Origin of the sequence: Bordetella genomosp. 11, assembly GCF_002261215.1 — a bacterium.
GTDB lineage: Bacteria > Pseudomonadota > Gammaproteobacteria > Burkholderiales > Burkholderiaceae_B > Bordetella_C.
The window spans coordinates 1,276,128-1,289,982 of the sequence record NZ_NEVS01000004.1 but is presented as its reverse complement, the minus strand read 5'-3'; the positions used below and the strand labels follow the sequence as shown (position 1 = coordinate 1,289,982).

General features: G+C 66.6%; 12 protein-coding genes. 6 read left to right on the top strand and 6 right to left on the bottom strand.

Annotated features, from left to right (window positions below; all coding sequences use genetic code 11):
- Positions 1 to 6 precede the first annotated feature (6 nt).
- Both CAL28_RS13395 and CAL28_RS13390 read left to right on the top strand, forming a co-directional pair.
- Complete coding sequence (locus CAL28_RS13395; protein ID WP_094844593.1) at positions 7 to 906, top strand: LysR substrate-binding domain-containing protein; 900 nt, start codon at positions 7 to 9, stop codon at positions 904 to 906.
- Positions 903 to 1,199, top strand: coding sequence for a SelT/SelW/SelH family protein (locus tag CAL28_RS13390; protein ID WP_094841843.1), 297 nt, complete (start codon positions 903 to 905; stop codon positions 1,197 to 1,199). Before CAL28_RS13395 ends, CAL28_RS13390 begins: the two co-directional genes overlap by 4 nt.
- A gap of 13 nt (positions 1,200 to 1,212) precedes the next feature.
- On the opposite strand, the gene CAL28_RS13385 is transcribed toward CAL28_RS13390, so the two are convergent.
- Genes CAL28_RS13385 through CAL28_RS13375 form a run of 5 tightly spaced genes read right to left on the bottom strand, consistent with a single transcriptional unit; the run spans position 1,213 to position 5,174 of the window.
- Entirely contained in the window at positions 1,213 to 2,583 is a 1,371-nt protein-coding gene (locus CAL28_RS13385; RefSeq protein WP_094841842.1) for an MmgE/PrpD family protein, read from the bottom strand.
- Entirely contained in the window at positions 2,570 to 2,698 is a 129-nt protein-coding gene (locus tag CAL28_RS30015) for a hypothetical protein (protein WP_254926113.1), read from the bottom strand. Before CAL28_RS30015 ends, CAL28_RS13385 begins: the two co-directional genes overlap by 14 nt.
- 2 nt (positions 2,699 to 2,700) lie before the next feature.
- Positions 2,701 to 3,438: a tripartite tricarboxylate transporter substrate binding protein gene (locus tag CAL28_RS29765; protein WP_176463982.1), complete on the bottom strand. Its 738-nt coding sequence runs from the start codon at positions 3,436 to 3,438 to the stop codon at positions 2,701 to 2,703.
- Positions 3,402 to 3,728 (bottom strand): hypothetical protein, encoded by a 327-nt coding sequence (locus tag CAL28_RS29760; protein ID WP_176463981.1) that lies wholly within the window; start codon positions 3,726 to 3,728, stop codon positions 3,402 to 3,404. The genes CAL28_RS29765 and CAL28_RS29760 overlap by 37 nt, the downstream gene beginning before the upstream one ends.
- A 27-nt stretch (positions 3,729 to 3,755) precedes the next feature.
- The gene (locus tag CAL28_RS13375) at positions 3,756 to 5,174 is read right to left on the bottom strand and encodes an MmgE/PrpD family protein (protein ID WP_094841841.1); all 1,419 of its coding nucleotides are present in this window, start codon (positions 5,172 to 5,174) and stop codon (positions 3,756 to 3,758) included.
- Positions 5,175 to 5,387: 213 nt separating this feature from the next.
- Here CAL28_RS13375 and CAL28_RS13370 point away from each other — a divergent pair, with 213 nt between their 5' ends.
- Entirely contained in the window at positions 5,388 to 6,275 is an 888-nt protein-coding gene (locus tag CAL28_RS13370; RefSeq protein WP_094841840.1) for a LysR family transcriptional regulator, read from the top strand.
- Positions 6,276 to 6,288: 13 nt separating this feature from the next.
- Here CAL28_RS13370 and CAL28_RS13365 read toward each other — a convergent pair whose 3' ends face one another.
- Positions 6,289 to 7,458: an alpha-hydroxy acid oxidase gene (locus CAL28_RS13365; RefSeq protein ID WP_094841839.1), complete on the bottom strand. Its 1,170-nt coding sequence runs from the start codon at positions 7,456 to 7,458 to the stop codon at positions 6,289 to 6,291.
- A gap of 420 nt (positions 7,459 to 7,878) precedes the next feature.
- Between CAL28_RS13365 and CAL28_RS13360 the strand changes: the two genes are divergently transcribed.
- From CAL28_RS13360 to CAL28_RS13350, 3 genes are read left to right on the top strand one after another with little or no spacing between them, the layout of a single operon-like run.
- On the top strand, positions 7,879 to 11,094 hold the full coding sequence (locus CAL28_RS13360) for an efflux RND transporter permease subunit (protein ID WP_094841838.1): 3,216 nt from the start codon (positions 7,879 to 7,881) through the stop codon (positions 11,092 to 11,094).
- Between the two features lie 2 nt (positions 11,095 to 11,096).
- Positions 11,097 to 12,416, top strand: a complete 1,320-nt coding sequence (locus tag CAL28_RS13355) for an efflux RND transporter periplasmic adaptor subunit (protein WP_094841837.1) — start codon at positions 11,097 to 11,099, stop codon at positions 12,414 to 12,416.
- The gene (locus CAL28_RS13350) at positions 12,413 to 13,840 is read left to right on the top strand and encodes an efflux transporter outer membrane subunit (RefSeq protein ID WP_094841836.1); all 1,428 of its coding nucleotides are present in this window, start codon (positions 12,413 to 12,415) and stop codon (positions 13,838 to 13,840) included. Before CAL28_RS13355 ends, CAL28_RS13350 begins: the two co-directional genes overlap by 4 nt.
- The last annotated feature ends 15 nt before the right edge of the window (positions 13,841 to 13,855 follow it).

Sequence of the window (13,855 nt, the reverse complement as noted above, 5' to 3'; positions counted from 1 at the left end):
ACCTCCATGCACTTCGACCTTACCGACCTGCGGCTGTTCCTGCACACGACCGACAGCGGCAGCATCACGGCGGGCGCGGCGCGCAGCCATCTCGCGCTGGCGTCGGCCAGCGCCCGGCTGCGCGGCCTGGAGGCATCGCTGGGTACCGCATTGCTGACGCGGGGCAGGCGCGGCGTGCAGCTTACGGCTGCCGGACACGCCCTGGCCTACCATGCGCGCAGCCTGCTGCGGCACGTGGACCGGATGCAGGAGGACCTGGGCGACTACGCCAGCGGATTCAAAGGCCGCATACGGCTGCTGTGCAACACGGCGGCCGCCACGGAACACCTGCCCGAGCCGCTAGGCACGTTTCTGCGCGCGCATCCCAACATCGACATCGACCTGCAGGAGCAACCCAGCCATCGCATCCTGCCGGAACTGCGCGAGGGCACGGCGGATGTAGGGATAGTTTCGGATGCCGTCGACCTGAGCGGCCTGTACATCACCCCCTTCCGGCGCGACCGGCTGGTCCTGCTGGCCTCGCGCGGCCACGCGTTGGCGCGCCGCGCGCGCGTGCGCTATAGCGAAACGCTGGATTACGACCATGTCGGTCTTCCCGTCTTTACGGCGCTGGGCGTCTACCTCGACGACCAGGCGGCGCGTATCGGCCGGTCGCTGCGCGCGCGCGTCCGGGTGCAGGGATTCGATGCCGTGGCGCGACTGGTCATCCAGGGGACGGGCCTGGGCATCATGCCGGAGTCGGCCGCCCGCCGCTGGAGCGGGCGCGGCGGCGCGCGGCTGCTTATACTCGACGAAACCTGGGCCGACCGGCAGTTGATGCTGTGCGCGCGGACGCTGGAGGCCTTGCCCAACTACGCGCGCGCGCTGATCCAGGCGTTGCAGCCGCAGGCCGGAGACCCGACATGACATCGTCCGCCCCACCCCGCGTTGCCATCACCTACTGCACGCAATGCCAATGGCTGCTGCGCGCGGCGTGGATGGCGCAGGAACTGCTTTCCACGTTCGGCACCGACCTGGGCGAAGTGGCGCTGCTGCCCGGCACCGGCGGTATCTTCCAGGTCCATTGCGGCGGCGCCCTGCTATGGGATCGCAAGGCGCGCGGCGGGTTCCCGGACGCCAAGACGCTGAAGCAGCTGGTACGCGACCACATCGACCCCGGCCGCGACCTGGGTCACGTGGATCGCGTGCATCCGGCGTAACCTCGTCGCACGCCTACTTCATGTAGAGCTTGCGCAGCGCCCGCACGTCCTTCACTTTGTCGATGTTCCACAAGGCATCGAGCAGTTCGCCGGCGCGGCCCTTGCCCAGGACGGGCGCCAGCAAGTCCATGGCTTTCTCGTTTTCCTCGGCCGGTGACAGCGGGTTCTCGAAGCTTCCCTTGGCGGCCATCGTCTGTCCGTAAAGCACGCGGCCATCCTTCAGATGCACCTGCATCACGCAACGCCAACGGCGCTGCACGTCCGTCAGCGAGGGATCGCCCACCGCCTGCACGCGGGCGCGCATTTTCAGCACCCTCGGGTCCTTCATCCGATCGAAATCATGCGCGGACTTGAAGGTCAGCTTGCGATCGAGCAGCATCACCGCCAGTAAATGCTGCACCGATATATCCGGCATCGGGCGGTTGTTGACGATTTCCAGTTCCTTGTCCGGTATGTTGGCCACGACCTTTTCGACGTCGTCGGCGCCGAATCCGTGCTCCGCCATCAGGTCGTTCAGGACGTGCATCGGGCCCTGGATGGGACCGCCGATCGGCCAGCGCTTGATCGACGCGCGCAGCATTTCGTAGTTCCTGCCCAGGTCGCGCGATAGGTCCTCGCGGTCGAAATCCTCCGGGGCGAAGGTATGGAAGAAATCGCGTTCGCCCGAGAAGATATCCTCCACGCCGGTCCAGCCCGCCGCCGCCATGAGCGCCGCCTGCAGGCCGTTATGCGCTGGCATGCCGCCCATGGCATAGGCCTTTTCGATGTGTTCGGGGTCGCGGAACATGGTGTACAAACCCGCGGTCTGCTGCCCGGCGTACGACAGCATGTAGCGCACCTGCAGCGGGCTCAGTTCCAGCAAGGCCCCCGCGGCGGCGGCCGCGCCGAACAACTGGCCGGTGGCGCCGGCGTGGTGGCCGGAACGCAGATAAGGCATGGGCTTGAGAGTCAGCAGCATGCGGGCGCAGACGTCGTAACCGACCACCACGGCGCGCAGCAGTTTCTCGCCGCTCATGCGGCCGCGCTCGGCGATCGCCAGGGCCGAAGGGACCACACTGGTGCCCGGGTGCGTCAGCGATGGCGGATGCGTGTCGTCGGTCTCGTCGGCGTGGCCGAACATGCCATTGGCCAGCGCTGCGTTCTGTGCGGTGGTGACGATGCGCGTGCCGATTACGCCGGCTTCCTCGCGGCCGCCCAAGGGCTTGACGTAGTCGATTGCCTTTTTGCCCGGCAGCAGCCGCGATCCGGAGATCATGGCGGCAAAAGTATCGACAAGATGCAGCCTGGCTCGGTCGGCCACCTTCGCGGGTATCTTGCGCGACGCCGCGGCCGATACGTACCGGCTCAGCTTCTGCATGACCGGGGAAACATCATTGTTCTTCATCGATCGGAATCCTGTAGGGGAACGCTTGAAAGGCCGGCATGGCGCCGGCCCGTATGGATAAGCGGCGATCGGCCGCGCATCGCGCGGCGCGGTTACGGCTGTCGATCGCGGTCATGCCTAATCGGCGTGGATATTCATCTTGCGGATCAGCTCCGACCAGGTGGCGGTTTCGGTCTTGATGGTCCGCGCGAACTCCTGGGGCGTATCGATGCTTAGCTCCAACCCTTGCTTGGCCATGGCATCGCGAACCTCGGGCAGCTGGATAACCTTCTGCGCGGCGGCCGACAACCTGGCCACGATCGCATCCGGCGTCCGGGCGGGCACCAGCAAGCCATACCAGGACGTCACGTTAAAGCCCGGCAGGCCGGACTGGTCCAGGGTGGGCAGCTCCGGCGCCACGTCCGAGCGTTTCAATCCCGTCACCGCCAGCGCGCGCAACTTGCCCTCCCTGACGTGCGGCATGACCGCCGACACGCTGCCGAACATCAGTTGGGCCTGTCCGCCCAGCAAGCCGATGGTCGCCGGGCCGCCTCCCTTGTAGGGAATGTGGGTGATGTCCGTACCGGTGCGTGCCTTGAACAGCTCGCCGGCCAGATGCAGAGGGCTGCCAGGGCCGCTGGACGAATAATTCAGCTGGCCGGGCCTGGCCTTGGCCAGCGCGATCAGGTCCTGCACGGAATGCACCGGTAGCGACGGATTGACGACCAGCACATACTGCGCGGAGGCCAGCATGGTGACCGGCTTGAAATCGCGCTGCACATCGAAGGGCAGGTTCTTGAACAACGACGGATTCATGGTCAATGCCGTGTTGAATCCCATCAGCACGGTATAGCCGTCCGGTTCGGCCTTGGCCACGATATCCGTCGCGATATGCCCGAGGCGCCCGCGCGGTTGTCGACCACGATGGGCTGGCCCAGCAAGTCGCCCAGCTTGGGCGCCATGATGCGCGCCAGGGTGTCGGTGCCGCCGCCGGGCGGAAACGGCAGCACCAGGCGGATCGGCCTGGCCGGCCATTTGGCATTGTCGGCGGCATGCGCCGGCCCCGCGGCCAGCGGCCCACCCAGCAGCAGGGCGATGGCCGCGCGCGCCAGCCCGGTTCGCGAACGGCGCGCGAACGCGCCTTTCGCCTGGATTGCGAAATTCATGATGTGTCTCCTTCACCTGCCAGGGTGCTATGCAGCCGTCTCCGCGGCCAGTTCGCGCGTGATTTCGCGCGCATCCTTCACCTGCTCCAACTGCCGGACCAGCGCGATGGCGCGTTCCGCCTTGTCGGCCGGCCAGCCGCCGAACGTCGCGCATTCGCGGAATTTTTCCGCGACCTCCTCTTCCGACATGGGATTGGCCTTGTTGCCCTTGCCTGCGTCGACACGTCCGCCGTAGCGCGTACCGTCGTTCAGCTCGATCTCCACATGCGAGGTCACGATGGTGTGGTTGTCGCGCCCGGCTTCTTCCGGCGTGAAAGTGGTGTACTCGACCTTGCCGATGGTGGCCTGCACATCCGGCCGCATCACGTAGTCGTCATGGAACTGGTTCAAGCCGCACTTGCGCTCCAGCAGCAACACGGCCAGGCAGAATTCCAGGCTGAACTTGGCCTGCAGCTCAGTCGTCGGACGATGGTGCAGCAGCGTATGGTGAATATTCTGGCTGGTCTTCACGCGAATGCGGGCGACGTCCCCGGGACGGATATCGTGCTGCCTGACCAGTTCCAGCATTTTGGTCATGGCCGGATGTCCCAGGCTGCCGGTGGGGAAGGCCTTGAGCCAGATGCCGCGATCGACGAAGGACCATGGCCGGCCCAGCTTGTCCATCAGGCGGGAAGCCTCGTACCCGCCACCCAGTGCCTGGAAGAAACCGCGCCTGGCTTCCAGGATGATCGGCGATGCCGTAAAGCCGCGCTGCTGCAGATCCGCGGCGAAAATGCCCACCTCCGCCGACCGTCCCGCGTGAAACGGCTTGACGGACTGGCCGAAGTTTTCCTGCAGGCCGCCGGCCTGGCTCGCCGCGATGCCCAGGGTGGTCGCGATGCCGTCGGCATCCATTCCGTACAGGCGACCGACGCCCGCCGCCGCACCCAGCATGCCGCAGGTGGCGGTCGCGTGAAAACCGTTCAGGATGTGGTCGACGTGCGTCGCGTCGAACAGTCGGCAGGCCACCTCCACGCCGACCTGATAGGCGAGCAGTACGTCGCGGCCCGACGCGCCGCGCGCTTCGCCGGCGGCAAGCACCGCGGCCAGCACCGGGGCCGTCGGATGCACCCCCTGGAAGCGCCCGGTTTCCGCCTGCAGCGTGTCGTCGTAGTCGTCGGCGTGCATGGCCGTGCCGTTGGCCAGGGCGGCGAAACGCGGCGATAGCTTCAGCGCGGTACCGAACACGGTGGCATCGCCGCGGCAACCGAGGTCCGCCAGGTACGCGGCCAGTACGCGTCCGGGCTGCGAAACCGCGCCGGGCAATACCACGCCCAGCGCGTCGAGGATGGCTTTCTTGCCCAATTGCTGGACTTCCTGGGGAATGTCCTTTTCCTGCGTGCCCACCACGAACTCCGCGACATGGCGGGTCAAGGGTGGCGCACCGGCGGCGCCGGTCGTCGTCATGCTTTTTGCTCCTTCCTTATCCGCCGGCCTCGGGATGATGGCCGGCGCTTTTTTTGATTTTGAATATGCGCGAAGAATGCAGAGGACCGACAATCGTGTAAAGTGCAAATATTGTTAGGATTCTTGCGATTTACGCATCAACGCGGCCCGCCGGTACGAATGCCCCGGCACGGACATATCTGACGCGCCGCAACACACCCGGGCTTACTTGCGATGAATTTCGACCTGGCAGACCTGCGTGCCTTTGTCGCCGCGAGCGACCATGGCAGTTTCCGCGCCGCAGCGGAAATCCTCTGCATTTCGCAGTCGGCGCTCAGCCGCCGTATCGAGAAACTGGAAAACGCACTGGGCCTGCGCCTGTTCGAACGCACCACCCGGCGCCTCGAATTGACCACCGCGGGCCGCGGCTTCGTCCACAAGGCCCGGCATGTCCTGAACGAACTGGAAAGCGCCCTGCTGGGCACGCGCGACCTGGCCGACCGCATGTCCGGCGAAGTCACGATCGCCTGCGTCCCATCGGCGGTGGCATTTTTCCTGCCGCGCGTGATCAAGGCCTATCACGACGAGTATCCGCGCATTCGTCTGCGCATCCGCGACGAAACCTCCGCTGAAATCCTGACCACCGTGGCGCGCAGCGAAGCCGATTTCGGCCTGACCTACATCGGCACGCAGGAGCCGGACGTGGAATTCGAACCGCTGATCGAAGACCCCTTCGTCCTGGCCTGCTCCCGGGAACATCCGCTGGCGCGCAAGCGCAAGGTGCGCTGGGCCGAGCTGGCCGATCACGACTACATTGCGGTCGCCCAGGGCAGCGGCAACCGCATGCTGATCGACCAGGCGCTGGCCAATACCGCCGCGCTGCCCCGATGGTTCTGCGAAGTCCAGCACGTGCCCGCGCTGGTCAGCCTGGTGGAAGCCGGGGTGGGAGTGGGAGTCGTGCCCAAGCTGGGCATGCCGCAGCTGGGACACGCGACGCTGGTCAGCGTGCCGCTGGTGGATCCGCCGATTTCACGCACGCTCGGATTGATACGGCGCCGCGGGCGCGCCCTGTCGGCGGCCGCGCAGCGCCTCTACGACGTCATCCTGCAGTCTCATCTTTAGACTGCCGGCAGCCTCATGCGGCCGGGAAAGTGCCCGGCATCAGGATGCCACGGTCGATATCCTGGATATCCCGATGGCCGCACAAGGCCATCGTGACGTCCAGCTCGTTGGCCAGGATCTGCAGCGCCTTGGTCACCCCTTCGCGCCCGCCCGCCCCCAGGCCGTACAGGAAGGACCGTCCGATCAGGGTGCCGCGCGCGCCCAGTGCCACGGCGCGCAGGATGTCCTGGCCGGAACGTATGCCGCTGTCCATCCACACCTCGGTCCTGCCGCCCACCGCATCCACGATGGAAGGCAGCATGCTGATCGACGACATGGCGCCGTCCAGCTGGCGCCCGCCATGGTTGCTGACGATCAATGCGTCGGCGCCGGTGTCGACGGCCAGCCTCGCATCATCCGGGTCCAGGATGCCCTTGATGATGAGCTTGCCGCCCCACTTCCGCTTGATCCATTCGACATCGCCCCAGTTCAGTCGCGGATCGAACTGCTCTGCCGTCCAGGACGACAGCGACGACATATCGCCCACGCCCTTGGCATGGCCGACGATATTGCGGAAGGTACGCCGCGGGGTGCGCAGCATGTGGTAGCACCAGGCCGGCTTGCCGGCCATGTTCAGGATATTGCGCAGCGTCAGGCGCGGCGGCGCCGTCAGGCCGTTGCGCAGATCCTTGTGCCGCTGGCCGAGGATCTGCAGATCCAGCGTCAACATCAGGGCGGAGCAATTCGCGGCCTTCGCGCGGTCGATCAGCCGCTCGATGAAATCGCGGTCGCGCATCATGTAAAGCTGGAACCAGAACGGCTTCGTGGTGTTCTCCGCCACGTCCTCGATCGAGCAAATGCTCATGGTGGACAACGTGAACGGTACGCCGAAAGCTTCGGCCGCCTGCGCCGCCAGGATCTCGCCGTCCGCGTGCTGCATGCCGGTCAAGCCGGTAGGCGCCAGCGCCACCGGCATGGCGGTGGGAATGCCCGCCATCGTCGTGGCGATGGTGCGGTTATCCATATTGCGTGCCACCCGCTGGCGAAAACGGATTTTCTGCAGGTCGGTCTCGTTGGCGCGGTAGGTCGATTCAGTCCATGAGCCGGAATCCGCGTAGTCGTAGAACATGCGCGGTACCCGTTTCTGGGCGATTTTGCGCAGGTCTTCAATAGTGGTGACGAAGGCTCGTGACGGCAAAGGCATGGTCGATGTAGGCGGTGTCTGTAAGCAACGGTTCAACAAATCGGCGAGGCGAGAGCTTAACCCAGCGCCCGGACGGACGCGATTTGCGGCGCGACATGCCGGCGCATCAGGGCGGTGACGGCCCGCAATAGTGCCCTACCCCGCGGCGGACGCGCCCGCATTCGTCCAGATGATGGACATCCGGGAGGACATCAGGGCAAACCCCCTGTTTACCCGTCTTGCGCTTTGCCGCGGTATGCCTAAGAATACCTGTTACTTTTCGTAGTCTGTTCAGGCTCGCCGCGGATCCTCCACTTGCCATGACGCGACCGCTCGCGGGCGGCCGGTTGGCTCGCGCGCGCCCCGTCCACCGACGCCCCGCCGGGGTGCCCGCATCATGCTGCTGCTGTCGTCTGATCCGCTTACGCCCGGGGGCCCGCCGTGTCGGTAGTGCAATTGGCGTTGCGGCGCCCCTACACGTTCATCGTGATGGCGCTGCTGATCATCCTGGCCACGCCTTTCGCACTGATGCGCATGGCCACGGACGTCTTCCCGGAAATCAACATCCCGGTCATCAGCATCATCTGGAACTACAACGGCTTGTCCGCCCAGGAAATGGGCCAGCGCATCGCCGCGCAGAATGAACGCAGCCTGACCACCACGGTAAGCGATATCGAGCACATCGAATCGACCTCGCTGGCCGGCATTACGGTCATCAAGATCTTTTTCCAGCCCACGGCGAACATCCAGACCGCCATCGCCCAGGTGGTGGCCGCCGAGCAGACCCAGGTGCGCCAGTTGCCGCCCGGCATCACGCCGCCTCTGGTGATCAAGTATTCGGCGTCGAGCATCCCGGTGATACAGCTGGGCCTGTCCAGCCCCACGATGCCGGAACAGGCGTTGTTCGACACCGCGCTGAACACCCTGCGGCCGCGCCTGATCACGATACCCGGCGTGGCCGTGCCCTTTCCCTACGGCGGGAAGAACCGCGTGATTTCGGTCGACCTGGACCTGCAGGCGCTGCAGGCGCGCGGCTTGTCGCCGTCCGATGTGGTCAACGCCATCAATGCCCAGAACCTGATCCTGCCATCGGGCACGGCCAAGTTCGGTGAAACCGAATACAACGTGCGGATGAACAGCTCGCCGGAGACCATCGCCGGGCTGAACAACCTGCCGGTGCGCGCGGTACCGGGCGGCGCCACCACCTATGTCCGGGACGTCGCCTATGTGCGCGACGGCTACAACCCGCAGACCAATATCGTGCGCCAGGACGGCGTGCGCGGCGTTCTGCTGTCGGTGCTGAAGAACGGCGGCGCCTCCACGCTGGACATCGTGTCCGATCTGCGCGCGCTGCTGCCCAGCGTCGTGGCGACGATGCCGCCGGAAATCAAGCTGACGCCGTTGTTCGACCAGTCGGTATTCGTCAAGGCGGCCGTCAAGGGCGTCATCATCGAGGCCTTGATCGCCGCCCTGCTGACGGCCGCCATGGTGCTGCTGTTCCTGGGCAACTGGCGCAGCACGCTGATCATCGCCTTGACGATTCCGCTATCCATCCTGACCTCCATCCTGGTGCTCAAGGCGCTGGGCGAAACCCTGAACCTGATGACGCTGGGCGGCCTCGCGCTGTCGGTGGGCATCCTGGTCGACCAGGCCATCGTCACCATCGAGAACATCGAGCGGCATATGCACCTGGGCAAGCCGCTGGACACCGCCATCCTGGACGGCGCCAACGAAATCGGCGTCGCGGCCTTCGTCTCGACGATCTGCATCTGTATCGTCTTCGTGCCGATGTTCTTCCTCTCCGGCGTGGCGCGCTTCTTGTTCGTGCCGCTGGCCGAGGCCGTGGTGTTCGCCATGCTGGCCTCCTACATCCTTTCGCGAACCCTGGTGCCGACGCTGGTCATGCTGCTGATGCGCAACCAGGGCCACGAAGACCCGGCCGCCCGACCCAGCGCCTTGCAGCGCGTATACCGCGCCTTCGACCAGCGCTTCGAGCGCATGCGGCGCGCCTATACGCTGGTGCTGTCGGCGCAACTGGCGCGGCGCAAGGTATTCGCCTTGGTCTTCCTGGGTTTCTGCCTGCTGTCGTGCCTGCTTTACCCTTTCCTGGGACGCGACTTCTTCCCCACCGTCGACGCCGGCCAGATCCGCCTGCACGTCCGCATGCCCACGGGTACCCGCATCGAAGAAACCGCGCGCCTGGCCGACGAGGTCGAAAACCATATCCGCGAACTGATACCGCCCAAGGACCTGGAAACCATCCTGGACAATCTGGGCGTCCCCAACAGCGGCATCAACCTGTCCTATAGCAATGCCGGTACATTCGGCTCGCTGGACGGCGAAATCCTGATGTCCCTGCGCGATGGCCATGCCCCCACCGAAGACTACATCGCCCTGCTGCGCGCCGAACTGCCCAAGCGCTTTCCCGGCCTGGAGTTCTTCTTCCAGCCCGCCGACATCGTCACGCAGATCCTGAACTTCGGCTTGCCCGCGGCCATCAACGTCAAGTTCACCGGCGCGGACGTCCAGGCCAATGCCGGCCTGGCCAACGAACTGGTCCGCTCGATACGCGGCATTCCCGGCGCCGTCGATGCCCACGTCCACCAGCGGCTGGACCTGCCCACGCTGAACATGGTGATGGACCGCACGCGCCTGCAACAGGTCGGCCTGAGCGCGGCCAACGTCGGGCAAAGCGTGCTGATCGCCCTGTCGGGCAGTTCGCAGACTTCGCCCGCCTTCTGGCTGAACCCGCGCAACGGCATCGTCTACAACGTGGCAGTGCAGGCGCCGCAATACCAGATCGACGGCATGGATCAGTTACTCGCCCTGCCGGTGGGCGCGCCCGGCGCCGCCGGCGGCGGCAACACGCAATTGCTGGGCAATCTGGTGGACATCCGTCCCGCGCGCCAACCGGCCGTGGTGTCGCGCTACAACATCCAACCCGCCATCGACATCTACGTCGGCGTGCAGGGCAAGGATCTGGCCAGCGTCGCCTCGCAGGTCTCCAGGCAGGTCGACGAGATCCGCCACAAGCTGCCGCGCGGCAGCCAGGTGCAGATCCAGGGACAGGTGCGCACCATGCAGGATTCCTTCGTCGGCCTGGGCGTCGGCCTGGCGATGGCCATCGTCCTGGTCTACCTGCTGATCGTGGTGAACTTTCAATCCTGGATCGACGCCTTCATCATCATTTCGGCCCTGCCCGCCGCGCTGGCCGGCATCGCGTGGATGCTGTTCATCACCGGGACGACGCTGAGCGTGCCGGCGCTGACCGGCGCCATCATGACCATGGGCGTGGCCACGGCCAACAGCATCCTGCTGGTGTCGTTCGCGCGGCAGCGCCGCGAGGAAGGCGTGCCCGTGCTGTCGGCCGCGCTGGAGGCCGGCGCCACGCGGCTGCGCCCGGTGATGATGACCGCGCTGGCCATGATCATCGGCATGATTCCCATGGCCCTGGGCCTGGGCGAAGGCGCCGAACAGAACGCGCCGCTGGGCCGCGCCGTTATCGGCGGACTGCTGTTCGCCACCGTATCCACGCTTTTCTTCGTCCCGGTGGTCTTTGCCGGCGTACATCATCGACTGGGACGCCGCAAGGCCGGGCCCGCCGGCGCCGGCCCCACGCCGCCGCTGGCGCCCGACACCGCGCGGCGGGAGATCTGAGCATGTCGGAGCAGCGACACAATCAATTGGGCATACACCCGCTGGCGCCGGACCAGGCGGGATCGGGCGAGCTGCTCAAACGGGATCAAGTGGTGCGCCGCACGCGTCTGCTGGTGCTGATCGTCCTGATCCTGTTGGCCCTGGGCGCGGCGCGCACGGTGGTCAGCCGGATCCGCAATGCCAGCGAGCTGGAAACCGGTACGCGCGAACGCGCGATGCAGTATGTCCAGACCACCCTGCCCAGCACACCGGAGAACGGCCAATCGCTGGCCTTGCCCGGCACGCTGCAGGGCTATGTGCAGGCGCCGCTGTCCGCGCGGGCCAGCGGCTACCTCAAGCGCTGGACCCGGGACATCGGCAGCCGCGTGGAGAAAGGCGACCTGCTCGCGGAAATCGAAACGCCGGAGATCGACCAGCAGCTGTCGCAGGCCATCGCGGCGCGCGAGCAGGCCAAGGCGGCCCTGACCCTGGCCAACAGCACGCTGGCGCGGTGGGAAGCCCTGCGCCGCAAGGACGTGGTATCGCAACAGGACCTGGAAGAAAAACGCGGCAGCGCGGCCCAGGCGTCCGCCAATCTCGCGGCGGCCCAGGCCAACGAGCAGCGCCTGCGTCAGCTGGAAGGCTTCAAGCGCATCGTCGCGCCCTTTTCCGGCATCATCACCCGCCGCAATGTCGATGTCGGCGACCTGATCGACGCCGGCAGCGGGCGGCCGCTGTTCCTGATGTCCCAGACCGACCCGCTGCGGGTGTACATCAACGTGCCCCAGCGCTATGCCCAGCAGGTCAAACCGGGCGAGCACGTCACGGTCACGCAGGCCGAACTGGGCGGACAGAAATTCACGGGAACGATAGCCCGCACCGCCGCCTCCATCGACCTGGCCACGCGTACCATGCAGGTGGAAATCAGCCTGCGCAATCCCGATAGCGTCCTGTTGCCCGGCGCCTACGTGTCGGTGGCCCTGGACCTGCCTGCCGGCGACACGCTGGCCGTACCCACCAATACGCTGCTGTTTCGCCGCGAAGGCACGATGGTGGCCGTGGTGGGCCCCGATGGACGCATCGACCTGCGCCGCGTGACACTGGGCCGCAATTTCGGCCAGAACATCGAAGTTGCCGACGGCGTGCGAGCCACCGACCGTATCGTGCTCAACCCCGCCGACTCGCTGGCAACCGGCGACGTGGTCCACATCGCGCAGGCCAGGACGGCCCCGCCCACGCCGGTCCCGACCCCATCGATTGGCCCGGCCCGCAGCGACGCTGGCGATGCAGGCGACTCCGCGGGTGCAAGCGGCACCGGCCGCGCCGCCGGAAGCGCGCAATGAGCAGGCATCGCGCGAAGGCCCTGCCGCTCGCGGCTTGCATCCTGCTTTCCGCCTGCGCGGTAGGCCCGGACTACCAGAAACCCCAGGTGGAACTTCCCGTCACGTGGAAGCTGGACGCGCCCTGGCGCCAGGCCGCCCCCGCCGACGCCCTGGACAAGGGCGAATGGTGGCTGCGCTACGACGATCCCACGCTGAACCGCCTGCAGGCGCAGGTGCTTGCCGCCAATCCCACGCTGGCCATCGCCGCCGCGCGATTGACCCAGGCGCGCTCGAACGCCGATGCCAGCCGGTCCGGATTGTTTCCGCAATTGAGCGCCGGCGCGCGGGTGGCGCGCTTCAAGATCTCGGGCAACCGCCCCTTGACCAACTACGCGTCGCCGCAGTATTCGACCGTCCAGAACGACTACGCCTTTTCCTTCAATGCCAGCTACGAGGTCGACCTGTTCGGCCGGGTATCGCGCTCGGTCGAAGCCACGGCCGCCACCGCGCAGCAAGCCGAGGCCGACCTGGCCAATGCCCGCCTGGTGCTGACCGCCGAGCTGGCCGCCAACTACGTCAACCTGCGCGCGCTGGACACCGAGATCGACGTCGTCAACCGGTCCGTGGCCTTGCAGCGCCGCGCCCTGGAGTTGATCACGGCGCGCTACGACGGCGGCGCGGCCTCCGGCCTGGAAGTCGCCCAGCAGCAGGCGCTGCTGGACAACACGCTGACGCAGGTCGACGTGCTGGCCAAACAACGTTCGCAGTTCGAGCATGCCATCGCCTCGCTGACCGGCACGCCCGCCCCCAACTTCGAATTGCCGCCGCAGCCGCTGACCGCCTCCATGATGCCGCCGGCCATCCCCTTGGGCCTGCCCTCGGACCTGCTGGAGCGCCGCCCCGACATCGCCGCCGCCGAACGGGCCATGGCAGCGGCAAACGCGCAGATCGGCGTGGCGACGGCCGCCTTCTACCCCAGCGTCATGCTCAATCCCAGCGTGGGGGCGGACAGCCGCGAGATCGGTGCCCTGCTGGACGCGCCCAGCCTGCTGTGGTCCATCGGCGTGTCGGCCGTGCAAACGGTTTTCGATGCCGGGCGCACCCGCGCCAACGTCAACTTCGCGCGCGCCGGCTACGACGCCACGGTCGCCAACTACCGCCGCGTCGTGCTGGGCGCCATGCAGGAAGTCGAGGATGGCATCACCGGCCTGGCGGCGCTGGGCCGCGCCAGTGCCCAATCGCTGAAGGCGGTGGCCGATGCCCGCAAGGTCCTGGACATGGCCGCCGACCGCTACAGCGGCGGCGCCACGACCTACCTGGACGTGATCACCGCGCAGCAGGCGGTCCTGAACACGGAACGGCAGGCCGCGCAGCTGAAGGGCCAGCAGTTGCTGGTGTCCGTCTTCCTGGTCAAGGCGCTGGGCGGAGATTGGACCCGCCAATGAAGAAAAAAGGCGCCG